The 23,087-nt window shown below is 72.9% G+C and carries 25 protein-coding genes; 21 read left to right on the forward strand and 4 right to left on the reverse strand.

What is annotated here, in order from left to right:
* Positions 1-11 precede the first annotated feature (11 nt).
* The gene (locus tag ACFYOJ_RS28785) at positions 12-671 is read left to right on the forward strand and encodes a trimeric intracellular cation channel family protein (protein ID WP_356556069.1); all 660 of its coding nucleotides are present in this window, start codon (positions 12-14) and stop codon (positions 669-671) included.
* A gap of 74 nt (positions 672-745) precedes the next feature.
* Positions 746-1,633 (forward strand): thioesterase family protein, encoded by an 888-nt coding sequence (locus ACFYOJ_RS28790; RefSeq protein WP_356556067.1) that lies wholly within the window; start codon positions 746-748, stop codon positions 1,631-1,633.
* Between the two features lie 112 nt (positions 1,634-1,745).
* On the opposite strand, the gene ACFYOJ_RS28795 is transcribed toward ACFYOJ_RS28790, so the two are convergent.
* Complete coding sequence (locus ACFYOJ_RS28795) at positions 1,746-2,372, reverse strand: TetR family transcriptional regulator (protein WP_356556065.1); 627 nt, start codon at positions 2,370-2,372, stop codon at positions 1,746-1,748.
* Between the two features lie 115 nt (positions 2,373-2,487).
* On the opposite strand from ACFYOJ_RS28795, the gene ACFYOJ_RS28800 reads away from it, so the two are divergent.
* The 5 genes from ACFYOJ_RS28800 (at position 2,488) to ACFYOJ_RS28820 (ending at position 4,923) form a co-directional block, all read left to right on the forward strand.
* Positions 2,488-2,655 (forward strand): hypothetical protein, encoded by a 168-nt coding sequence (locus tag ACFYOJ_RS28800; RefSeq protein WP_356556063.1) that lies wholly within the window; start codon positions 2,488-2,490, stop codon positions 2,653-2,655.
* A gap of 40 nt (positions 2,656-2,695) precedes the next feature.
* Entirely contained in the window at positions 2,696-2,962 is a 267-nt protein-coding gene (locus ACFYOJ_RS28805; protein WP_356556061.1) for a DUF4190 domain-containing protein, read from the forward strand.
* 108 nt (positions 2,963-3,070) lie between these two features.
* Positions 3,071-4,234: a cysteine desulfurase family protein gene (locus ACFYOJ_RS28810; protein WP_356556059.1), complete on the forward strand. Its 1,164-nt coding sequence runs from the start codon at positions 3,071-3,073 to the stop codon at positions 4,232-4,234.
* A gap of 59 nt (positions 4,235-4,293) precedes the next feature.
* Positions 4,294-4,674 (forward strand): DUF1304 family protein, encoded by a 381-nt coding sequence (locus tag ACFYOJ_RS28815; protein ID WP_356556058.1) that lies wholly within the window; start codon positions 4,294-4,296, stop codon positions 4,672-4,674.
* A 75-nt stretch (positions 4,675-4,749) separates the two neighbouring features.
* Positions 4,750-4,923 (forward strand): hypothetical protein, encoded by a 174-nt coding sequence (locus tag ACFYOJ_RS28820; RefSeq protein WP_388598200.1) that lies wholly within the window; start codon positions 4,750-4,752, stop codon positions 4,921-4,923.
* 147 nt (positions 4,924-5,070) lie between these two features.
* Here ACFYOJ_RS28820 and ACFYOJ_RS28825 read toward each other — a convergent pair whose 3' ends face one another.
* Entirely contained in the window at positions 5,071-5,460 is a 390-nt protein-coding gene (locus tag ACFYOJ_RS28825; protein ID WP_356556057.1) for a signal peptidase I, read from the reverse strand.
* Positions 5,461-5,517: 57 nt separating this feature from the next.
* A complete protein-coding gene (locus ACFYOJ_RS28830; RefSeq protein ID WP_356556055.1) occupies positions 5,518-6,225 on the reverse strand; it encodes an N-acetylmuramoyl-L-alanine amidase in 708 nt (235 codons plus the stop codon).
* 60 nt (positions 6,226-6,285) lie between these two features.
* On the opposite strand from ACFYOJ_RS28830, the gene mnmA reads away from it, so the two are divergent.
* The gene (mnmA, locus tag ACFYOJ_RS28835) at positions 6,286-7,416 is read left to right on the forward strand and encodes a tRNA 2-thiouridine(34) synthase MnmA (RefSeq protein WP_356556053.1); all 1,131 of its coding nucleotides are present in this window, start codon (positions 6,286-6,288) and stop codon (positions 7,414-7,416) included.
* 43 nt (positions 7,417-7,459) lie between these two features.
* On the opposite strand, the gene ACFYOJ_RS28840 is transcribed toward mnmA, so the two are convergent.
* Positions 7,460-7,783, reverse strand: coding sequence for a DUF427 domain-containing protein (locus ACFYOJ_RS28840; protein WP_356556051.1), 324 nt, complete (start codon positions 7,781-7,783; stop codon positions 7,460-7,462).
* Between the two features lie 92 nt (positions 7,784-7,875).
* Between ACFYOJ_RS28840 and ACFYOJ_RS28845 the strand changes: the two genes are divergently transcribed.
* The 13 genes from ACFYOJ_RS28845 (at position 7,876) to ACFYOJ_RS28905 (ending at position 23,002) form a co-directional block, all read left to right on the forward strand.
* Positions 7,876-8,415, forward strand: a complete 540-nt coding sequence (locus ACFYOJ_RS28845; RefSeq protein ID WP_356556049.1) for a TIGR00730 family Rossman fold protein — start codon at positions 7,876-7,878, stop codon at positions 8,413-8,415.
* Between the two features lie 16 nt (positions 8,416-8,431).
* Positions 8,432-9,121: an SDR family oxidoreductase gene (locus ACFYOJ_RS28850; RefSeq protein ID WP_356556047.1), complete on the forward strand. Its 690-nt coding sequence runs from the start codon at positions 8,432-8,434 to the stop codon at positions 9,119-9,121.
* Between the two features lie 252 nt (positions 9,122-9,373).
* Complete coding sequence (locus tag ACFYOJ_RS28855; protein ID WP_356556046.1) at positions 9,374-10,375, forward strand: methionine synthase; 1,002 nt, start codon at positions 9,374-9,376, stop codon at positions 10,373-10,375.
* A 9-nt stretch (positions 10,376-10,384) separates the two neighbouring features.
* Complete coding sequence (gene ligA, locus ACFYOJ_RS28860; protein WP_356556045.1) at positions 10,385-12,583, forward strand: NAD-dependent DNA ligase LigA; 2,199 nt, start codon at positions 10,385-10,387, stop codon at positions 12,581-12,583.
* A gap of 262 nt (positions 12,584-12,845) precedes the next feature.
* Positions 12,846-15,092 (forward strand): bifunctional diguanylate cyclase/phosphodiesterase, encoded by a 2,247-nt coding sequence (locus ACFYOJ_RS28865; protein ID WP_356556043.1) that lies wholly within the window; start codon positions 12,846-12,848, stop codon positions 15,090-15,092.
* Positions 15,093-15,345: 253 nt separating this feature from the next.
* Positions 15,346-15,642, forward strand: a complete 297-nt coding sequence (gatC, locus tag ACFYOJ_RS28870) for an Asp-tRNA(Asn)/Glu-tRNA(Gln) amidotransferase subunit GatC (protein WP_003973500.1) — start codon at positions 15,346-15,348, stop codon at positions 15,640-15,642.
* A gap of 6 nt (positions 15,643-15,648) precedes the next feature.
* A complete protein-coding gene (gene gatA, locus ACFYOJ_RS28875; protein WP_356556041.1) occupies positions 15,649-17,145 on the forward strand; it encodes an Asp-tRNA(Asn)/Glu-tRNA(Gln) amidotransferase subunit GatA in 1,497 nt (498 codons plus the stop codon).
* A complete protein-coding gene (locus ACFYOJ_RS28880; RefSeq protein WP_356556039.1) occupies positions 17,142-17,381 on the forward strand; it encodes a hypothetical protein in 240 nt (79 codons plus the stop codon). Before gatA ends, ACFYOJ_RS28880 begins: the two co-directional genes overlap by 4 nt.
* A 15-nt stretch (positions 17,382-17,396) precedes the next feature.
* The gene (gene gatB, locus ACFYOJ_RS28885; protein WP_356556037.1) at positions 17,397-18,908 is read left to right on the forward strand and encodes an Asp-tRNA(Asn)/Glu-tRNA(Gln) amidotransferase subunit GatB; all 1,512 of its coding nucleotides are present in this window, start codon (positions 17,397-17,399) and stop codon (positions 18,906-18,908) included.
* Positions 18,909-19,165: 257 nt separating this feature from the next.
* Positions 19,166-21,412, forward strand: a complete 2,247-nt coding sequence (locus ACFYOJ_RS28890; RefSeq protein ID WP_356556035.1) for an MMPL family transporter — start codon at positions 19,166-19,168, stop codon at positions 21,410-21,412.
* Positions 21,390-21,965, forward strand: coding sequence for a GNAT family protein (locus ACFYOJ_RS28895; RefSeq protein ID WP_356556033.1), 576 nt, complete (start codon positions 21,390-21,392; stop codon positions 21,963-21,965). Before ACFYOJ_RS28890 ends, ACFYOJ_RS28895 begins: the two co-directional genes overlap by 23 nt.
* 35 nt (positions 21,966-22,000) lie before the next feature.
* A complete protein-coding gene (locus tag ACFYOJ_RS28900) occupies positions 22,001-22,618 on the forward strand; it encodes a hypothetical protein (RefSeq protein WP_356556032.1) in 618 nt (205 codons plus the stop codon).
* Positions 22,619-22,816: 198 nt separating this feature from the next.
* Positions 22,817-23,002 (forward strand): hypothetical protein, encoded by a 186-nt coding sequence (locus ACFYOJ_RS28905; protein ID WP_356556030.1) that lies wholly within the window; start codon positions 22,817-22,819, stop codon positions 23,000-23,002.
* The last annotated feature ends 85 nt before the right edge of the window (positions 23,003-23,087 follow it).

The following is a 23,087-nucleotide window of genomic DNA, read 5'->3' on the forward strand; positions in this document are numbered from 1 at the left end:
AGAATGACAGGGTGTACGAGCAACTCTTCAGCCCCACGGTGCAGCACACGCTCGACCTGATCGGCATCTTCGTCTTCGCCATCTCCGGTGCGCTGCTGGCCGTCCGCAAGAACTTCGACGTGTTCGGCATCGCCGTGCTCGCCGAGGTCACCGCGCTGGGAGGCGGGCTGTTCCGGGACCTGATCATCGGCGCGGTGCCCCCCGCGGCCTTCACCGACCTGGGGTACTTCCTCACCCCGCTGCTCGCCACCGTCATCGTCTTCTTCCTCCACCCCCACGTCGAGCGCCTCCAGACCGGTGTCAACGTCTTCGACGCGGCCGGCCTCGGCCTGTTCTGCGTCGCCGGCACCACCAAGGCGTACGACTACGGGCTCGGCCTGACCGCCTCCGCCTGCCTCGGCCTGGCCACCGCGGTGGGCGGCGGCGTACTGCGCGACGTACTGGCCAACGAGGTGCCCTCACTGCTGCGCTGGGACCGCGACCTGTACGCCGTCCCGGCGATCGTCGGCGCCGCCATGGTCGCCCTGTGCATCCGCTTCGAGACGCTGAACCCGCTCACCAGCGGACTCGCGGTGGTCACCGCCTTCCTCCTGCGCCTCCTCGCGCTGCGCTTCCACTGGCGGGCGCCCCGCGCCTGGAACCGGCGCTCGACGGTGGCCGAGAGGGAGTGAGGCGAAGGGGCCCTCCCTGTCCCGGGACACCCAGAAAGCTACCGCTTAGTAGCTCCCTGTTGTACCGTGCACCCATGCCAGAAGCAGCCTCCGCACCGGCCCTCGGGGCCACCATCGGCGACAGCGAGTTCGACCGGGACACCGGCGTCACCCGGCGCGCGCCCGGCGTCTACGACATCGACCTCTCCGCCGGCTGGACGATCATCAACGCCGTCAACGGCGGCTACCTGCTGGCCGTCCTGGCCCGCGCCCTCGGGGACACCCTGCCGCACCCGGACCCCTTCACCGTCTCGGCGCACTACCTCACCGCGTCCCGGCCGGGCCCGGCGGTCGTCCGCACCGAGACCGTGCGCACCGGCCGGACCCTCTCCACCGGCCAGGCCTCCCTCTTCCAGTACGACGACGAGGGCAACGAGGTCGAGCGCATCCGCGTCCTCGCCTCCTACGGCGACCTGGACGCGCTGCCCGACGACGTCCGCACGTCGGCGAAGCCGCCCGCGATACCGCCCATGGACCAGTGCTTCGGTCCCGAGACTGCATCTGATGTCCGACTACCGTCGGGTGGCCCCGCCCCCGTCGAGGGCAGCTCCGCCATCGCCGACCGGCTGATGCTCAAGCTGGACCCCGCCACGCTCGGCTGGGCCCTCGGACAGCCCTCGGGCAAGGGCGAGATGCGGGCCTGGTTCGGGCTCGCCGACGGCCGCGACGCCGACCCCTTCTCGCTGCTGCTGGCGGTGGACGCGCTGCCCCCGACCGCCTTCGAGCTCGGGCTGAAGGGCTGGGTGCCGACGGTCGAGCTGACCGCGCACGTCCGCTGCCGCCCGGCACCGGGCCCGCTGCGGGTCTCCATCGCCACCCGCAACCTCGCCGGCGGCTTCCTGGAGGAGGACGCCGAGGTCTGGGACAGTGCCGACCGCCTGGTCGCCCAGTCCCGCCAGCTGGCCCGCGTCCGGCTCGGCTGACCGGCCGTACAGCACACCGCACCGCCGGGGTGGACCGCCCGTCCGCCCCGGCGGACCTGTGTCCCCGGGCCGTTGCGCGCCGCGCCGTCGTGTGCCGCGCGTACGGCCGTCGTCAGTCCAGCCAGTGCCGGCGGCCGATGCCGATCAGCCGCATCCTGCGGGTCGCCACGGCGGTGACGCGCCGGCGCTCCTCCTCCGGCGCGTCCAGCGCCTCCAGGAAGAGCGAGGCCGTGCTGATCATCTGGTCGACGTAGAGACCCGCCAGCATCAGCAGGTCGTCGTCGTGCCAGCCCGCCGCGAGCGGATCCCCGGCCAGCTCGTCCCGCACCTCCTCGGCGAACCGGGCCAGCTGCTCCCGTATGGCCTCCCGCACCGGCCGCACCCCGCCGTGCCGTTCCCGGGCGACGAACCGCACGTGGGCGGGGTGCGCGGCCACATGGCCGGCGATCAGCCCCACGGCGCGGGCGATCCGTTCCTCACCGTCCCCGGCGGATGTCACCGTCGTCCGGATCATCGGGTGCAGGCTGCCCAACGCCTCCTCGACCAGCGCCACACCGAGATCGGCCGTGGAACGGAAGTGACGGTAGAAGGCCGTCGGGGCGACTCCGACGGCACGGGTGACCTCGCGCAGGCCCAGACTGCTCAGGCTCTGCTCCTCCAGCAGGCCGAGGGCCGCGTCCAGGAGCGCCTGCCGGGTCTTCTGCTTCTGGGCCTGCCGGACGCCGAGGATGTGACTCATGCCATGCAGTTAACAACTGTTCTCCGGAATTGAAAAGCCATGGAGCGCGCTAGGCTGGAAAGTCAGTGAACAAGTGTAACTACAACCGTTCACCGAAGGTTGGGGGATCCGCTCCATGCTGTTTCTCGTCGCCGCGCTGCTGCTCCTCGGCGCCGCCCTGGGCACCGTCGCCCACGCACCGCTCACCTTCTCCGTCACGGCCGGCCTGGTCATCGCCGTCTGGCTCGGCGTCTTCGCGGTCCGCGAGCGCCACGGCCGCCGCCGGAGCACCTCCGCCCGCTGACCCGCCGCCGGGCCACCGACGCACAGTAGGGAGAACCGCCATGCAGCTCACCGCACCGGCCACCCGCCGGACCGGCATCCGGGACACCGACGGCATGGCCGTCGCGTCCTTCGTCCTCGGGCTCCTCGGCCTGCTCGTCCTCAACGTCTTCCTGGGCCCCACCGCCATCGCGCTGGCCGGCGTCGCCCTGCGGCGGGGCACCGCCCGCCGCGGCCGCGCCCTCCTCGGCCTCGGCCTCGGCGTCGCCGACCTGCTGGTCCTCGCGGCGTTCATGTCCGCGGACGGCACGATGTCGTGGAGTCTTTGAGCCGCGCGCCGGCACACCGCCCGCACCGCCGGGGACCGGCCGGAGGCCGGTCCGGAGGACGGCCTTGCGCCGGGACCTTCCGGCGCGGCCCGTAGAATCGGCGACACCATGGCTTACCTCGACCACGCCGCGACCACACCGATGCTCCCCGAGGCGGTCGAGGCACTCACCGCGCACCTGAGCGTCACCGGCAACGCCTCCTCCCTCCACGCGTCCGGCCGTCGCGCACGGCGCACCGTCGAGGAGGCCCGCGAGACCCTCGCCGACGCCCTCGGCGCCCGCCCCAGCGAGGTCGTCTACACCTCCGGCGGCACCGAGGCCGACAACCTCGCCGTCAAGGGCCTGTACTGGGCCCGCCGCGACGCCGACCCGGCCCGCACCCGGGTCCTGGCCAGCCCCGTCGAGCACCACGCCGTCCTGGACGCCGTCCACTGGCTCGGCGAGCACGAGGGCGCGACCGTCGAGTACCTGCCGGTCGACGCGTACGGACGCGTCCACCCCGAGGCGCTGCGCGAGGCCATCGCCCGCGACCCCGGCGACGTCGCCCTCGCCACCGTCATGTGGGCCAACAACGAGATCGGCACGATCATGCCGGTCCGCGAACTCGCCGACGTCGCCGCCGAGTTCGGGGTCCCGCTGCACGCCGACGCGGTCCAGGCCGTGGGGCAGCTCCCGGTCGACTTCGCCGCCTCCGGGCTCGCCGCGCTGACCGTCTCCGGCCACAAGATCGGCGGCCCCTACGGCATCGGCGCGCTGCTGCTGGGCCGCGAGTACAGCCCCGTGCCCGTCCTGCACGGCGGCGGCCAGGAACGCCACGTCCGCTCCGGCACCCTCGACGTGCCCGCCGTCGCCTCCTTCGCGGTCGCCGGCCGCCTCGCCGCCGAGCGGCGCGAGTGGTTCGCCCGTGAGATCGGCGCCCTGCGCGACGCCCTGATCGACGCGGTCCGTACGGCGGTCCCGGACGCGATCCTCGGCGGCGACCCGGCCGACCGGCTCCCGGCCAACGCCCACTTCACCTTCCCCGGCTGCGAGGGCGACTCCCTGCTCCTGCTGCTCGACGCCCAGGGCATCGAGTGCTCCACCGGCTCCGCCTGCACCGCCGGCGTCGCCCAGCCCAGCCACGTCCTCCTGGCCACCGGCACCGACCCCGACCTCGCCCGCGGCACCCTGCGCTTCTCCCTCGGCCACACCTCCACCGAGGCCGACGTCGAGGCGCTCGCCCGGGCCATCGGCCCGGCGGTGGAACGCGCCCGCGCGGCGGGACTGACCTAGGCACGCGGCCTCGGACGCCCACTGTTGCCGGGCCCCGGCCGACGGCGGAGACTGCTGGTGTGAACGCCGCCACGCAGGTCCTGGCACTGCTGACCGCCCTGGTCCACGTCGTCGTGGGCTGTCTGGAGCGCTTCTGCTACGATCGTCCCGAGGTGCGCCGCCTCCTCACCACGTCCACGGCCGACGCCCCCGAGGCCACCCTCTGGCGCTCGGGCGTCGCCGTCTACAACATCCTCCTCGGCGCGGCCCTCGTCGCCGGCGTCGTCACCCTGCACACCGGCGACCCGGTCGCCGGCCGCACGCTCGTGCTCTGTCTGTGCGCCCTCCTCGTCGTCTCCGGCATCGTCTTCGCCCTGTCCTTCCCGCGCCTGTGGCGGGGCGCCCTCGGACAGGGGCTGCTCCCCGCCGTCGCCCTCCTGCTCGCCGCCGCCCTCGACTGACCCACGGCCGCTGTGCCGCCCCGAGAACGCCGAAATCGCTGGACGCCCTCCGGGCCGGTCGGCGAGGATCCGCGGGTGACAGCCGAGAGCGAGGTGACGACCGTGCGGGCGACGATCAGCCCCGACAACACGGCCTCCCTGGCCACGATCTCGGGCTTCGGCTTCGTCGAGGTCGGAGAGCAGTGGGACGAGGAGGACGGCCTCGAACTCGTCTTCGAGGCCCCCGTCCGCAGAATCCCGGCCGCTTGACGGCGGGAACTGCGGCACGCCCCCGGCACCGCCCCGGAGCACACCGGCCCGCGACGACCGGACACGACACCCCCGCGGCCCACCACGAGAAGACCACTCCCGCCACCGAGGCCGGCGCACGGCGGTGACGGCCGCCCCCGCAGGCGCTCAGCCCCGCCCGCGCGCCTGATCCTCCCGCTCCACCGCGTAGCCCGGCACGGACGGCCACCGGACGGTCAGCACCACCGAATCCTCCTCCGCGCACCACGAGTGATCGACTCCGCGGCCCCACACCACGTAGTCGCCCTGCTCCTCCAGGAGGACGCTGCGGCCGGGCAGGTCGACGCGGAAGCGGCCGCTGATGAGGACCAGGAGAGCTGTGCGTTCCTCGCCCCTCACCCAGCGCAGCCGCTCGTCACCACGGGGATGGACCCCCCACTTGATCTCCACGGCCTCGCTGTGGCGCGGATCGCCGGCGTCCTTGAAGTGCCCGAGGAGCCATCCCCGGTCCAGTGCCGCGTCCTTGCCCGCGTTGCCCACGTACACGTCGCCGTTCACGGGTCCGGACGCTAACACCTGCTCCCGCGAGCACGATCAGCGCTTCCGGCGCGCGTCCTAGACGCCGGTCCCGCGGGCCGGCCCCGGCGTCGGCCCGCTCGTGACCGCGCGCCGCACCAGCTTCATGTACCGCTCCCAGTCCCAGTGCGGGCCCGGGTCGGTGTGGTCGGTGCCCGGCACCTCCACGTGGCCGATGATGTGCTCCCGGTCGACGGGTATGCCGTAACGCGCGCAGACACCGGCGGTCAGCCGGGCCGAGGCGGCGTACATCGCGTCCGTGAAGTCCCGCGGCCGGTCCACGAAACCCTCGTGCTCGATGCCGACACTGCGCTCGTTGTAGTCCCGGTCGCCCGCGTGGTACGCCACGTCCAGCTCGCGGATCATCTGGGTGACGCGGCCGTTCTGGCCCACGATGTAGTGCGTGGCCGCCTTGTGTCCCGGGTCCTGGAAGGCCCGCACCGCGCTCGCGAAGCTGCCCTGGGTGACATGGACGATCACCATGTCGATGCCGAAGTCGTCGGGCCGGTCCGCCCTGCGCCAGTTCTCGTCGGAGGCCGCGACCCAGCGGGCGGCCGCGTAGTCGACGGCGCCCTCCTCGCGCGGCTTGTCCACACCCGGCGCACGCCACCACAGCCGCGCCAGCTCGTCGCGCGCCAGCGCGGCCGTGCCCAGGGCCGCCGCCGTCCCGCCGACGATCAGCGCCCGGCGCCCGATGTGCCGGTCCGCGTCCTTCGATCCGCCCGTGGACCCGCTGTTCTCCCCCATACGATCTGCAACGCACACGCGCGCACTCCGGTTCCCGCGCCCCCGTACCCTGGAGGGGTTATGACTGACACCCCGCAGCGCACCCGTCCCCTCCGCGTCCTCGCCGCCATGTCGGGCGGCGTCGACTCCGCCGTCGCCGCCGCCCGCGCGGCCGAGGCGGGGCACGACGTGACCGGCGTCCACCTGGCGCTCTCCGCCAACCCGCAGTCGTTCCGCACGGGCGCCCGGGGCTGCTGCACCATCGAGGACTCCCGGGACGCCCGCCGCGCCGCGGACGTCATCGGCATCCCCTTCTACGTCTGGGACCTCGCCGACCGCTTCCGCGAGGACGTCGTCGAGGACTTCGTCGCCGAGTACGAGGCCGGCCGCACACCGAACCCGTGCCTGCGCTGCAACGAGAAGATCAAGTTCGCCGCGCTGCTCGACAAGGCCCTCGCACTCGGCTTCGACGCCGTCTGCACCGGCCACTACGCCAAGGTGATCACCCGCGAGGACGGCACCCGCGAGCTGCACCGCGCCTCCGACATGGCCAAGGACCAGTCCTACGTCCTCGGCGTGCTGGACGACCGGCAGCTCGCGCACGCCCTGTTCCCGCTCGGCGACACCGTCACCACCAAGGAAGAGATCCGCGCGGAGGCCGAGCGCAGGGGACTGGCCGTCGCCAAGAAGCCCGACTCGCACGACATCTGCTTCATCGCCGACGGCGACACCCAGGGCTTCCTCGCGAACCGGCTGGGCCGGGCCGAGGGCGACATCGTCGACGAGTCCGGTCAGAAGCTCGGCACCCACGAGGGGGCGTACGGCTTCACCATCGGCCAGCGCAAGGGCCTGCGCATCGGCACGCCCGCCCCCGACGGCAAGCCCCGCTACGTCCTCGACATCTCACCCGTGGACAACACCGTCACCGTCGGCCCGGCCGAGGCCCTGGACGTCACCGCCCTGACCGCGATCAGGCCCCGCTGGTGCGGCGCCGCCCCCACCGGCCCCGGCACCTACACCGCCCAGCTGCGCGCCCACGGCGGCGAGACCGCGGTACGGGCCGAACTGGTCGACGGCACCCTGGAGGTCTCCTTCACCGAGCCGGTGCGCGGCGTGGCCCCCGGCCAGGCGATCGTCCTGTACGACGGCACCCGCGTGGTCGGCTCGGCGACCATCGCGACGACCGTGCGCGCGACGGCGGACATGGCCTGACCCCTGCCCCGCCCCGGCCGGACCGTCCCGACCGGCCGGCCGGTCAGGACACCTCGGTGTCGTAGAAGCACAGGTGGCCTTTGATCTCCGCCACCTCCGGCTTCGGCTCCGTGTAGGCCCACACCAGGTCCGGCGCGTCCGGCAGCGACCAGTAGGAGGCGTCGCCCTTGAAGGGGCAGTGGGTGGTCGTGCCGGACGGCGTCAGCAGGTCGAGGCGTACGTCGTCGGCGGGGATGTAGTACCGGTCGGGACAGCCCGTCTCCCGCAGGACCAGCGCCCGGTCGCTCTCCGCCAGGACCTGTCCGCCGTGCGCCACGCGTACGTGCCGGCCGCTCCGCTCGACGGTGATGCGATGACCCTTGGTCACGATCGTCCTCCTCGGTGGCAGTGGTGTCGGTCACTACAGCGTGCCCCGGGGCCGGGTTCTTCCCTTCCCGGCCGGGCCGTACGGTGGAGGCCATGAACATCTGCGTCTTCCTCTCCGCCGCCGACCTCGACGAGCGCTACACGCGCCCCGCGAAGCAGTTCGCCGAACTGCTCGGCAAGGGCGGTCACACCCTGGTCTGGGGCGGCTCGGACGTCGGTCTGATGAAGGTGGTCGCCGACAGCGTGCAGGAGGCCGGCGGCAGGCTGCTGGGCGTCTCCGTGGACTTCCTGGCCGCCAAGGCGCGCGAGGGCGCCGACGAGATGGTGATCGCCGGGGACCTCGCCGAGCGCAAGCGGCTGCTGCTGGAGAAGGCCGACGCCGTGGTCATCATGGTGGGCGGCACCGGCACCCTCGACGAGGCCACCGAGATCCTGGAGCTGAAGAAGCACGGGCACACCGACAAGCCGGTCGTCCTGCTCAACACGGCGGGCTTCTACGACGGCCTCAAGGAGCAGTTCCGCCGCATGGAGGACGAGGGATTCCTGCCCCGCCCCCTCACCGAGCTGGTGTTCTTCGCCGAGGAACCGGCCGGGGCGCTGGCCTACCTGGAGGAGAGCCGCGGCATCCGGTGATGCCAGCATGGTGGGCATGGCTACACATGTGATCACCGGAGCGGGCTCCGGCATCGGCGCGGCCGTCGCCCGCCGCCTGCACGAACGCGGCGACGAGATCGTGCTGCACGCGCGCGACGCGGGCCGCGCGAAGGAACTGGCGGCCGCGTTCCCCGGCGCGAAGACGCTGGTCGGCGACCTGTCGGACCCCGACAAGCTCTCCTGGGCCTTCTCGCACCAGACGCTGCCCGACCGCGTGGACTCCCTGCTGCACATCGCGGGTGTCGTCGACCTCGGAACGGTCGGCGACCTCACCCCCAGGTCCTGGCGCCACCAGCTGGCCGTCAACCTGATCGCCCCCGCCGAGCTGACCCGCCTCTTCCTGCCCCAGCTCCGCGTCGCCCAGGGACACGTCCTCTTCGTCAACTCCGGCTCCGGACTCAACGCCCACGCCGGCTGGTCCGCGTACGCCGCCTCCAAGCACGGCCTCAAGGCGCTCGCCGACTCCCTCCGCCACGAGGAGCACGCGAACGGCGTCCGCGTCACCTCCGTCTACCCCGGCCGCACCGCCAGCCCCATGCAGGCCAAGGTCCACCAGCAGGAGGGCAAGGAGTACGACCCCGCGAAGTGGATCGACCCCGAGTCGGTCGCCACGACGATCCTCATGGCCCTGGACCTGCCCAGGGACGCGGAGGTCAACGACCTGACGGTACGCCCCGGAAGGTGACGCCGGGTCGGAGACCCGGCCCGTCCGGCGTTCGAGGACGAGACCCGTCCAGGGCCGAAAGCGGGGACCCTGGAGCGGCAGCCCCCGGAGACGATGGGGGCACCTCCCGCTCGAGCGAAGCCGAGAGTGGGGGAGGGAAGGGGCGGCGGGGGCGAGAACCCCTCACCGCCCCCACCGCACCGCCCCTCCGGCACCGCCCCCACCGCACCGCCCCCCGCCCCCCCCGTCGGAGACCTGCGTAGTCTTCCCTCCGTGAACGACAACCTCCCCCCCGCCCCCGCCACCGGCATCGGATCCATGCCGGGCCAGGACGCCCGAGAGGCCGTCAAGACCGTCACCGGCACCTTCGAGGACTTCCCGTACCTCCCCGAGCTCCCCGCCCGCGGCCCCGGCGCCGACATGATCGGCCGCACCGCCGGCCTGCTCGTCGAGCTGTACGCGCGCGTGGAGCCCAGCGGCTGGCGCCTCGGCGACCGGCCGGGCCGGGACACGAAACGGGCCCGGGCCTGGCTGCGGGAGGACCTCGACGCGCTGGAGGAGTTCACCCAGGGGTACGAGGGGCCGCTGAAGGTCCAGGCCGTCGGCCCCTGGTCACTGGCCGCGTCCCTGGAGCTGCGGAGCGGCGAGGCCGTCCTGTCCGACGCCGGCGCCACCCGCGACCTCGCCGCATCCCTCGCCGAGGGCCTGCGCCTGCACCTCGCCGAGATCCGGCGCCGCGTGCCCGGCGCGACGCCCGTGCTCCAGCTCGACGAACCGTCCCTCACCGCCGTGCTGCGCGGCAGCGTCCGCTCCGCCAGCGGCTACCGCACGTACCGGGCCGTGGACCGGCAGATCGTGGAGGCGGCCCTCAGGGACGTCGCCGGGGCCCACGACGGCGGCCCCGTCGTGGTCCACTCCTGCGCACCCGACGTCCCCTTCGCCCTGCTGCGCCGGGCCGGCGTCGCGGGAATCTCCTTCGACTTCTCCCTCCTCACCGAACGTGACGACGACGCGATCGGCGAGGCGGTGGAGGGCGGCACCCGGCTGCTGGCCGGTGTCGTGCCGGGGACGGACGGCCCGTTGTCAGACCCTGCCGGTAGCGTCATGGGGGTCAGGACGCTGTGGCGCAGGCTGGGGCTGCATCCGGGGCTTCTCGCGGAGGCGGTGACCCTCACCCCGTCGTGCGGACTCGCGGGCGCCTCCCCCGAGTACGCCCGCCGGGCCCTCGCCCACTGCGCCCGGGCGGCGAGATCACTCGCGGACGACCCAGAGTAACGGGAGGACATGACGGTGGCCGGCGACAAGCAGGCGGAGACGACGAACGTGCCCGCCGAGGCGCGCGAGAAGCACGTGCGGCTCGCTGAGCAGATCGAGGAACACCGCTTCCGGTACTACGTGAAGGACGCCCCCGTCGTCAGCGACGCGGACTTCGACCGGCTGCTGCGTTCCCTGGAGGAGCTGGAGGAGGAGTACCCGGAGCTGCGCACCCCGGACTCGCCGACCCAGAAGGTCGCCGGCTCCTACGAGACGGAGTTCACGGCCGTCGAGCACCGCTCCCGCATGCTCTCCCTCGACAACACCTTCAACGACGACGAACTCGCCGCCTGGACCGAGCGCATCGCGAAGGAACTGGGCGAGCAGGAGTACCACTTCCTGTGCGAGCTGAAGGTCGACGGACTCGCCGTCAACCTCACCTACGAGCGCGGCCGGCTCGTCCGCGCCGCCACCCGCGGCGACGGCCGCACCGGTGAGGACATCACGCCCAACGTCCGCACCATCGCCGAGATCCCGGAGCGCCTGGCGGGCGAGCAGGTCCCCGACCTCGTGGAGATCCGCGGCGAGGTCTACTTCCCGATGGAGAAGTTCCAGGAGCTCAACGCCCGCCTCGTCGAGGCCGGCGACAAACCCTTCGCCAACCCCCGCAACGCGGCGGCCGGTTCGCTCCGCCAGAAGGACCCGCGCGTCACCGCCACCCGCCCCCTGCACATGGTCGTCCACGGCATCGGCGCCCTGGAGGGCTACACGGGCATGACCCGTCTCTCCCAGGCCTACGACCTCCTGGCGTCCTGGGGCCTGCCCACCTCCCCGCACAACAGGGTGGTCGACGGCCTCGACGGCGTACGGGAGTTCATCACGTACTACGGCGAGAACCGGCACTCCGTGGCGCACGAGATCGACGGCGTCGTCGTCAAGCTCGACGAGATCCGCCTCCAGGGACGCCTCGGCTCCACCGCCCGCGCCCCCCGCTGGGCCATCGCCTACAAGTACGCGCCCGAAGAGGTCAACACCAAGCTGCTCGACATCAAGGTGGGCGTCGGCCGCACCGGCCGCGTCACCCCGTACGCGCAGGTCGAGCCGGTCACCGTGGCAGGCAGCGAGGTCGAGTTCGCCACCCTGCACAACCAGGAGGTCGTCAAGGCCAAGGGCGTCCTCATCGGTGACACGGTGGTGCTGCGCAAGGCCGGTGACGTGATCCCCGAGATCCTCGGACCGGTCGCCGACCTGCGGGACGGCAGCGAGCGCGAGTTCGTGATGCCGGCCGAATGCCCCGAGTGCGGGACGCCGCTGAAGGCGATGAAGGAGGGCGACATCGACCTGCGTTGCCCCAACGCCCGTACCTGCCCCGCCCAGTTGCGCGAGCGCGTCACCTACCTCGCCGGCCGGGAGTGCCTGGACATCGAGCACTTCGGCGCCGTCGTCGCGGCCGCCCTCACCCGGCCGCTGGAACCGGCCGACCCGCCGCTCGTCGACGAGGGCGACCTCTTCGACCTCACCGTCGAGAAGCTGCTGCCCATCAAGGCGTACGTCCTCGACCCGGACAGCGGACTGCCCAAGCGCGACCCGAAGACCGGCGAGGAGAAGGTCGTCCCGGTCTTCGCCACCAAGGAGGGCGCGCCGAAGAAGAACACCCTCGCGCTGCTGAAGAACATCGAGGAGGCCAAGAACCGGCCGCTCGCCCGGTTCCTCAACGGCCTCTCCATCCGGCACGTCGGCCCGGTCGCCGCCCGCACCCTCGCCCGGGAGTTCCGCTCCCTCGACCGCATCGAGCAGGCCACCGAGGAGGAGCTGGCGGCCACGGAAGGGGTCGGCGACATCATCGCCGCCTCCCTCAAGGAATGGTTCGCCGAGGACTGGCACCGGGAGATCGTCAGGAAGTGGAAGGCGGCCGGAGTCCCGCTGGAGGACCGGACGACCGGTGAGGACGAGGGCCCGCGCCCCCTGGAGGGACTCACCGTCGTCGTCACCGGCACCCTGGAGAACTTCACCCGGGACGGGGCCAAGGACGCCCTGCAGAGCCGGGGCGCCAAGGTGACCGGATCGGTGTCCAAGAAGACGTCGTTCGTGGTCGTGGGCGACAACCCCGGCTCCAAGTACGACAAGGCGGTGCAGCTCAAGGTGCCGGTCCTGGACGAGGGCGGTTTCACGGTCCTGCTCGAGGAGGGACCCGAGGCGGCGGCCGGCGCCGCGCTTTCGGCCGAGTAGGGGCGGTTGAAGGTCGCCCGATCGGCGCATACCAGTTGCATACGGGTGGCCGGGGCGCATTCGGGCAACCGTCGGCGACCGGTGCCCCTGGAAGCCTTCCGCGGCCTACTGTTGAGGGGTGCGCCTGCCGTGCCCAGCCGCGGCCGGGGGCATCCCCTGCCCCGGGGAACAGGGGGAGGAATTCTCCAACGCGGAGCCGTTGAGGGGTAGTCGGGCGTCGGGCCGTGCGGCGTGGGCGCCGCCGGCCGTGAGAGGGACGGGAATGGAACCGACCGAGAGCGCCGCCGCGGGCTCACGGCTGCGCCCGCGCCACCTGGTGGCGACGTGGCACGTGAGCCGGTGGCTCGGGCGGCGCGATGGTGGCGCACGGCACCCCGCGGCGAACGCCCCGGGCACCGCCCCGCCGAACAACCCGGGCACCGCCCCGCCGGCCGCCGCGGGCCCGCCCGCGCCGGCCGGCGGCGATCCCGGACGGCGCCCGGCCCGGCCCGTGTTGCCCGCGGCGGTCGTCGTCCTGGCCGGGCTCGTCCTCGGAGCCGGCTTCCTCGGGACCTTCACCGAGGGCCACGCCCTCTTCCCGTCCGGTCCCGCCGGCTGGTCCCTGGCCGTGCTGACCGGCATCGTCGTCGGCCACCTGGTATTGCTCGGCCGCTCCCGCTGGTGGGGCGGCACCGGCTCCGGCGCCGCCCTCACCCTCGCCGTCCTGCTGCTCTACGGCTGGGTCCCGGCCGGCCTGGTCAGCCTCATCGTCGTCGTCCTGGTCGGCATCGCCCGCCGGGACCACTGGCGGCAGGGCGTCCTGCACGGCGCGGTGGACATCCTCGGCATCGCCGCGGGCGCCCTGCTGCTGGGCCTCTGCGGCACCGTACCGACCGGGGAGGAGCCCTGGGACCCCGGCACCTGGGGGGTGGACGCGGCCCCCAAGGTGGTGCTCGTCGCCGTCGCCTACCTCGCCGTCACCCGGGTCCTGCTGTGGTATCTGCACGCCCCGCGCGCCGGACTGCCGACCGCCGCCCGCACCGCCCTGGTCAGACACGGCCTGGTGGCCGTCGCACTGCTCGGCATCGCGCCGCTGGTCTGCGTGGTCGCCGTCGCCAAGCCGCTGCTGCTGCCGCTGTTCTCCATCCCGCTGATCGCCCTCGACTCCACGCTGTGGATCGCCCGCGCCCGGGCCGAGGAGCAGCTGCGCGACCCGCTGACCGGACTGCCCAACCGGCAGTGGCTGCTGGAGCGGACCTGGGCCGCGCTGGACGACGCCGAACGGATCGGCGCCCGCGCCGCCCTGATGCTGATCGACCTCGACCGTTTCCGGTCGGTCAACGACACTCTCGGACATCTCGCCGGCGACCGGCTGCTGCTGCAGACCGCCGACCGGCTGCGGCTGGCACTGCCGCGCGGGGCGGAGGCCGCGCGGCTGGGCGGCGACGAGTTCGCCGTCCTGCTGCCGGTCGCCGACTCCACCACCTCGGCCACCCGGCTCGCCCGGGGCCTGGTCACCGAGCTCGGCTCCCCGCTCGACCTGGACGGGCTCACCCTCGTCCTGGAGGCCAGCGCCGGCGTCGCCGTCTTCCCCGACCACGCGCTGGACGCCGAAGGGCTGCTGCGCCGGGCGGACGTGGCCATGTACCAGGCGAAGCGGGACCGCACGGGCGTCGAGGTCTACGAGTCCAAGCGCGACTCCAACACCCCGGACCGGCTCGGGCTGCTGGGCGACCTGCGCCGCGCCCTGGACGCGCACGAGGTGCAGCTCCACTACCAGCCCAAGGTCCGCTTCGACGGACAGGTGGCCGGCCTGGAGGCGCTGGTCCGCTGGGTGCACCCCGAGCGCGGCAGGGTGCCGCCGGACGAGTTCATAGCGATCGCCGAGTCCTCCGGGCTGATGCCCCGGCTGACGGAGTACGTGCTGGAGACGGCGCTCGGACAGGTCGCCCGGTGGCGGTCCCAGGGCCTGTTCGTGCCCGTCGCGGTCAACGTCTCCCCGCGCGACGTCCACACCCCCGGCTTCGCGGGCTCGGTCGCCGCGCGGCTGGCCCGGCACGGAGTCCCGGCGGGGGCGCTCCAGCTCGAGATCACGGAACACGTCCTGCTGGAGGACCCGCAGCGCGCCGCCGACACCCTCGCCGCACTGACCGCGCACGGCGTGAAGATGTCCCTCGACGACTTCGGCACCGGCTACTCCTCCCTGGTCCACCTGCGCCGGCTCCCCGTCAGCGAACTCAAGATCGACCGCTCGTTCGTGGGGCGGCTGGCCGTCGACACCGAGGACGCCGAGATCGTGCGCTGCACCGTCGACCTCGCCCACTCCCTGGGGCTCCTCGTCGTCGCCGAGGGGGTCGAGGACGACGAGACCTGGGAGCGCCTGCGCGACCTCGGCTGCGACGCCGTACAGGGCTGGCTGGTCGCGGCGGCCATGCCGCCGGAGGAGACGACGGCATGGCTGCGCGCCCGGGGCGCCCGCGGCTGGGTGCGCCCCGCCGCCGCCCTGCCCGCGGCGACGGCCGACGAGTGACCCGCCCACGGCGCCGCGCCGTGGTGCCCCCTGTCGCGCCCGCGGCGGACGGGCGCGCCGCCCGCGGAGAAGACGCCGCCGAGCCGCCCGCCGGGAGGGGGAGCGGGTGCCCTCCCGCCGCCACCGCGCGGCTCGGGCGGCCCCGGGGGGAAACCGTTTAACGGCCACGGGGCGCCGCCCCATAGGATTGGGCCAAACCGACTTGCCAAAGCCGATTTGCCCCAACCACACACTCACCCCAGAGGAACGCTGCATGCCTGGCATCACGCGCGAGGAGGTCGCCCACCTCGCCCGGCTGGCGCGTCTGGAGCTGAAGCCCGAAGAGCTCGAGCACTTCGCGGGACAGCTGGACGACATCATCGGCGCGGTCGCCCGCGTCAGTGAGGTCGCCGACCAAGACGTACCGCCGACCTCGCACCCGCTCCCGCTGACGAACGTCATGCGGCCGGACGAGGTCCGTCCGTCGCTCACGCCCGAGCAGGCGCTCTCCGGCGCCCCGGCCCAGGAGCAGCAGCGTTTCAAGGTGCCGCAGATCCTGGGGGAGGAGTAAACCGCCATGAGCGATCCCATCATCAAGCTCACCGCGGCCGAGATCGCCGCGAAGATCGCCTCCGGCGAGCTGACGGCCGTCGAGGTCACCGAGGCCCACCTGGCCCGCATCGAGGCCGTCGACGAGAAGGTGCACGCCTTCCTGCACGTCGACCGCGAGGGCGCCCTCGCCCAGGCCCGCGCCGTCGACGCCAAGCGCGAGCGCGGCGAGAAGCTCGGCCCGCTGGCCGGCGTCCCCCTCGCGCTCAAGGACATCTTCACCACCGAGGGTGTGCCGACCACCGTCGGCTCGAAGATCCTCGAGGGCTGGATCCCGCCGTACGACGCGACGGTCACCAGGAAGCTGAAGGCCGCCGACGTCGTCATCCTCGGCAAGACCAACATGGACGAGTTCGCCATGGGGTCCTCCACCGAGAACAGCGCCTACGGCCCGACCGGCAACCCCTGGGACCTCACCAAGATCCCCGGCGGCTCCGGCGGCGGCTCCTCCGCAGCCCTCGCCGCCTTCCAGGCCCCGCTGGCCATCGGCACCGACACCGGCGGCTCCATCCGCCAGCCCGCGGCCGTCACCGGCACGGTCGGCGTCAAGCCGACCTACGGCGCCGTCTCCCGCTACGGCATGGTCGCCTTCTCCTCCTCCCTCGACCAGGGCGGCCCCTGCGCCCGCACGGTCCTGGACGCGGCCCTGCTGCACGAGGTGATCGCCGGGCACGACCCGATGGACTCCACCTCCATCGACGCCCCCGTCCCGCCGGTCGTCGAGGCCGCCCGCAACGGCAGCGTCGCCGGCATGCGCGTCGGCGTCGTCAAGCAGTTCCGCGGCGAGGGCTACCAGGCCGGCGTCGTCCAGCGCTTCGACGAGTCCGTCGAGCTGCTGAAGGAGCTGGGCGCCGAGATCGTCGAGCTGGACTGCCCGTCCTTCGACCTCGCGCTCTCCGCGTACTACCTGATCGCCCCCTCCGAGTGCTCCTCCAACCTCGCCCGCTTCGACGGCCTGCGCTACGGCGCGCGCGTCGGCGACGACGGCACGCACTCCGCCGAGGAGGTCACCTCCCTGACCCGCGAGGCCGGCTTCGGCCCCGAGGTCAAGCGCCGCATCATGCTCGGCACGTACGCCCTCAGCTCCGGCTACTACGACGCGTACTACGGCAGCGCCCAGAAGGTCCGCACCCTCATCACGCGGGACTTCGAGAAGGCCTTCGAGCAGGTCGACGTGATCGTCTCCCCGACGACCCCGACCACCGCCTTCGCGATCGGCGAGCGCGCCGACGACCCGATGGCGATGTACCTCGCCGACCTGTGCACCATCCCCACCAACCTGGCGGGCAACGCGGCCATGTCGCTGCCCTGCGGCCTCGCCCCCGAGGACAACCTGCCGGTGGGTCTGCAGATCATCGCCCCCGCCATGAAGGACGACCGGCTCTACAGGGTCGGCGCCGCCGTCGAGGCCGCCTTCGTGGAAAAGTGGGGCCACCCGCTGATCGAGGAGGCACCGTCGCTGTGAACGCACTGTCCAAGGCCAAGGGCTTCAAGAAGTCCAAGTCCGGTCTGTACGTCTCGATGGCCACCTCGGCGTTCGGCGCCGTCGGGGTCTACAAGCAGATCAAGAAGGCGCGTGGCGAGAACGACACGCTGCGACTGCTCGACGCCGTCGTGACCGGCGCCGCGGTCGTCACCAACCTCGCCATCCTGTACCGCGAGCTGAAGCGGCTGGGCGACGACGACGTCCTGCTGGGCTGAGAGGGAAGTTACACCGTGACCACCACGACCGACCTGGTGTCGTACGAGGACGCACTCGCTTCGTACGACCCCGTCATGGGCCTCGAGGTCCATGTCGAACTCGGCACCAGGACCAAGATGTTCTGCGGCTGTTCGACCGCGCTCGGCGCCGAACCGAACACCCAGACCTGCCCCGTCTGCCTCGGCATGCCCGGCGCGCTCCCGGTCGTCAACGCGACCGGCGTCGAGTCCGCGATCAAGATCGGCCTCGCGCTGAACTGCCAGATCGCCGAATGGTGCCGCTTCGCCCGGAAGAACTACTTCTATCCGGACATGCCGAAGAACTTCCAGACCTCCCAGTACGACGAGCCGATCGCCTTCGACGGCTACCTCGACGTACAGCTGGAGGACGGGGAGACCTTCCGCGTCCAGATCGAGCGCGCCCACATGGAGGAGGACACCGGCAAGTCGACGCACGTCGGCGGCGCCACCGGCCGTATCCACGGCGCGTCCCACTCCCTGCTGGACTACAACCGCGCCGGCATCCCGCTCATCGAGATCGTCACCAAGCCGATCGAGGGCGCGGGCGAGCGCGCCCCCGAGGTCGCGCGGGCGTACGTCCGTGAGCTGCGCGAGGTCATCCGGGCGCTCGGCGTGTCCGAGGCCCGCATGGAGATGGGCCAGATGCGCTGCGACGTGAACCTGTCGCTGCGCCCGCACGGCCAGGAGAAGTTCGGCACCCGCTCGGAGACGAAGAACGTCAACTCGCTGCGGTCCGTGGAGCGCGCGGCCCGTTTCGAGATCCAGCGGCACGCGGCCGTCCTGAGCGGCGGCGGCACGATCGTCCAGGAGACCCGCCACTTCCACGAGGACACCGGGTCCACGACCTCGGGCCGCGTGAAGGAGGAGGCCGAGGACTACCGGTACTTCCCGGAGCCCGACCTGGTTCCCGTGGCCCCCTCGCGCGAGTGGGTCGAGGAGATCCGTTCCGCCCTGCCCGAGCTGCCGCTGGTGCGCCGCAACCGGCTCCGCGAGGAGTGGGGCGTCTCCGGCACCGACATGCAGGCCATCCTCAACGCCGGCGCGCTGGACCTGATCGTCGCCACGATCGACGCCGGCGCCGACGCGGCCTCCGCCCGCAAGTGGTGGATGGGCGAGCTGGCCCGCAGCGCCAACGAGTCCCAGAAGCCGCTGGACGAGCTGGCGATCACGCCGGAGCAGGTCGCGCGGGTCGCCGAGCTGGTCAAGAAGGGCGACCTCAACGACAAGCTGGCCCGCCAGGTCATCGAGGGCGTCCTCGCCGGCGAGGGCACGCCGGACGAGGTCGTCGACAAGCGCGGCCTGAAGGTCGTCTCCGACGAGGGCGCGCTGACCGCCGCCGTCGACGAGGCCATCGCCGGCAACCCGGGCGTCGCGGACAAGATCCGCGGCGGCAAGGTGGCCGCGGCCGGCGCCCTGGTCGGCGCCGTCATGAAGGCGACCCGAGGCCAGGCGGACGCTGCCCGTGTCAAGGAGCTGATCCTGCAGAAGCTGGGCGTCGAGGGCTGACGCCGCTCCGCACCGCCCGAGGGGGACGCACCGGACACGGTGCGTCCCCCTCGGCGTACCGGTACAGCGGCGTACCGGCGTACCGGTGTTGCGCAGTGGCACGAAGGCCCTGTGAAGAAGGCCACGAAGTCCGCAAACGATCACTTCTGACTGCAAGAGTGTCCTTGCATCGCTCATGCGTTCTTTGCGGGCCGTTCACGTCATGCACGACTGTTCCCTGACAAAGATCCACAATCAGACACCCCGGGAGCACGTCCGTGGCAGCCCTCGCACGCTGGTGTGTCCAGCGCCGCCTCGTCGCCGTTCTGCTCTGGCTCCTCGCCTTCGGCGGGGTCGCCGCGGCCGCCGCCGTCACCGGATCCGCGTACTCCAACGACTACGGGGTCGCCGGCACCGGTTCCGACCGCGCCTACCGGCTGCTCCGGTCGGGCTTCCCCGGGACCGGCGGCGACAGCGACACCGTCGTCTGGCACACCACCACGGGCACCGTCCGCGCCGCCGACGTCGAACAGACCATGACCCGCACCCTGGACCGCATCGCGGAACTGCCCGGGGTGGCCTCCGTCACCAGCCCGTACGACGCCCCGGACTCGCCGCTGATCAGCGAGGACGGCCGCACCGCGTACGCCACCGTCACCTTCGCGGAAGCCGCCCAGGACCTCGACCCGGCCGAGGCGCGGGCCGTGGTCGACACCGCGAAGGCGGCCGGGACCGACGGACTCCGGGTGGAACTCGGCGGCAGCGGCGTCGCGCTCACCGAGGCGCCGGGCGGACACCTCGCCGAGGCCCTCGGTGTGGCCGTGGCCGCGGTGGTGCTCTTCCTCGCCTTCGGCTCCCTCGCCGCCGCCCTGCTGCCCATCGCCACCGCGCTGGTCTCCGTCGGCACCGCCTACGCCGGCATCACCCTGCTCGGCCACGCCATGACCGTCGCCGACTTCGCGCCCATGCTGGGCACCCTCATCGGACTGGGCGTCGGCATCGACTACGCCCTGTTCATCGTCACCCGGCACCGGCGCGGCCTGAAACGGGGGCTCACCGTCGCCGAGGCCGCCGAGAACGCCGTGGCGACCACCGGACGCGCGGTCGTCTTCGCGGGGGCCACCGTGTGCATCGCCCTGCTGGGCATGCTGATCCTCCGGCTCGGCTTCCTCAACGGCGTCGCCGTCGCCGCCTCGCTCACCGTGGTCCTCACCGTCGCCGCCTCCGTGACCCTGCTGCCGGCCCTGCTGTCGTACATCGGCCCGCGCGCCCTGAGCCGGCGCGAGCGGCGCCGGCTCGCCGAACACGGGCCCGAGCCGGAACTGCCCACCGGGTTCGCCGCACGCTGGTCGGCCTTCGTCGAGCGGCACCCCAAGCTGCTCGGCGCCCTCGCCCTCGTCGTCGTCACGGTCCTCGCGCTGCCCACCCTCGGACTGCGCCTGGGCACCTCCGACCAGGGCAACGACCCCCAGGGCAGCACCACCCGCCAGGCCTACGACCTCCTCGCCGAGGGCTTCGGCCCCGGCGTGAACGGCCCCCTCACCCTGGTCACCGAGGTCGGCGGCGCCGAGGACCGGCTCGCCCTGGACAACCTCGACGCCTCCCTGCGCACCACCGAGGGCGTCGCCTCGGTGACCCCGGTGACGTACAACTCGGGCGGCGACACCGCCTACCTCACGGTCGTGCCCGAGTCGTCCCCGCAGTCCCCGGACACCAGCGACCTCGTGGAGCGGCTGCGCACCGAGGTGCTGCCGCGGGCCGAGGCCGGCACCGCGCTCGACGTGCACGTCGGCGGGGTGACGGCCGGGTACGACGACTTCGCCGACGTCATCGTCGGCAAGCTGCCCCTCTTCGTCGGCGTCGTCATCGGCCTGGGCTGCCTGCTGCTCCTGCTGGCCTTCCGCTCCGTCGGCATACCCCTCAAGGCCGCCGCGATGAACGTCGCCGCGGTCGCAGCCTCCTTCGGCGTCGTCGTCGTGATCTTCCAGTGGGGCTGGGGCAGCGAACTCCTCGGACTCGGCAGCGCCGGCCCGATCGAGCCCTTCCTCCCCGTGATCATGGTGTCGGTGCTCTTCGGGCTCTCCATGGACTACCAGGTCTTCCTGGTCAGCCGCATGTACGAGGAGTGGCTGGAGACCGGCGACAACCGCCGGGCCGTCCGCGTCGGCCTCGCCGAGACCAGCCGGGTGATCAACTCCGCCGCGGTCATCATGATCTCGGTCTTCCTCGCCTTCGTCCTCAGCGGCGACCGGGTGATCGCCATGTTCGGCATCGCGCTCGCCGCCGCCGTCGCCCTGGACGCCTTCGTCCTGCGCACCCTCCTGGTGCCCGCCCTGATGCACCTGCTCGGCCGCGCCAACTGGTGGCTGCCGCGCGGCCTGGACCGGATCCTGCCCCGCATCAGCATCGAGCCGCCCGAGTCCCGTGCCGCCCATGAGAGGCTGGCCGCGGCGACGGACGCCGAGGTGGCGGACGTGCTCACGGAGGAGGTACGGCAGCGGGATGTACGCGATACCACTGGGTGACGACGGCGCCGAACTGCGCCCCCTGGAGACCTGGCACGCCGAGGAGTTCCTGGCCCATCTGGACCGGGGCCGGGACTTCATCACCCGGCACATCCCCTTCGGGACCAAGGCCACCGACGTCGCCTCCGCCCGCGAACTGCTCCAGTCCTACGCCGACCGGCGCGCCGCCGACAGCGGCTTCCTGCACGGCCTGTGGCTGGAGGGCGAACTCGTCGGCGGACTGCTCTTCCGGGTATTCGACGCCGCCACCGGCGTCTGCGAGATCGGCTGCTGGCTGGAGCCCGCCGGGACGGGAAAGGGCCTGGTCACCCGCGGCGCCCGCGTCCTGATCGACTGGGCCTTCGAGGAGCGCGGCATGCACCGCGTGGAGTGGCACGCGTCCTCCGCGAACACCCCCAGCGTCAACGCCGCCCGGCGGCTCGGCATGACGCGGGAGGGCGTCCTGCGCGAGAGCTTCCCCTACCGGGGGGTCCGCCAGGACACGGAGGTGTGGGCGGTGCTGGCCCCCGAATGGCGCGCGGCCCGCGCGCGCGGCGCTCACGACGCCCGTTAAGGGACCTCTCAGAGAGCGCCCGTACGGTGCGGACCATGGGAACGAAGACAGCCGACGAGACCGTCGCGAAGACCGGCCGCGACAAGACGGACGAGACGGACGGGACGCCGGGCAACGAGGCCACCGAGGACACGGCCGCGGACGGTGACACCACGGCGGACGGCCCCGCCGCCGATGACGCCGACGCCGACGCCGACGCCGACGCCGACGCCGACGCCGACGCAGACACCGGCGCCGGTGCGGCCGGGAAGGCAGCCCCGTCCGGTGTCGGCCAGGGCGCCGGTGCCGTCGTCTCCGCCGGGCTGGGCGTCGTGTCGCTGACGGGGAGCTGGGTCGGCACCGTCGCCTCCGCCCGCGAGTCGGTCTTCGGACAGCTGGAGACGACCTCGTCCTCCAGCGTCCAGACCATGCTGGAGAAGGGCTACGGCGACGCCTGGCAGGCCACCGCGCTCTGGGGCGGCGTCTTCGCGCTGCTCGCACTGGTCGTCGGCGTCGTGGTGCTGGTCCGGCCGGCCTTCGGCACGCCCGGCGGGCCGCAGGCGGCGTGGATCAGGTCGGTCTCCTGGGGTGGCGTCGCGCTGGGCGTGATCGGCCTGCTCCTGGCCGTGCTCAAGTACACCGACGTCATGCTGGCCGTACCGTCCGCGGGCTGACGTCCCCGCACATCCTGAGGGGCCTTATGGGCATCGGCGCGCCCCCGGCGCACGCCCTAAGGCCCCTCACCCGTGTCTAAGGCCCCCTCCGGGCGCCGAAGATGCGGAACCCACCCGATGCGGCGGACCCCCCTGGGAGACGAAGGTGAAGGCATCGCAGCGAGCGAACCGACACCGACTCCCACCGAGGGGAACACCATGGACGAGTACGAGCTCCACCTGCTCCGCACCGCCGAACTGATCCGCCGGGCCGACGAGGCACGGCTGGCCCGCGAGGCTGTCCGCGTCCGCCGCGCCGCCCGCCGAGAAGCCCGCCCCGGCGCCGCTCCGGCGGAGAGCCATAGGTTCCGCTTCCGCCGGAACCGGTTCGCCAGGGCCGCGTGAACGGCGGGACCGGGGAGGGAGGCCGCGCGGCCTTTCTCCCCGCCGTCGTGCGGCCCACCGCCCGCCCGCGGAAAACCGGTGCCCC

The organism is Streptomyces sp. NPDC006384, from assembly GCF_042870695.1.
GTDB lineage: Bacteria > Actinomycetota > Actinomycetes > Streptomycetales > Streptomycetaceae > Streptomyces.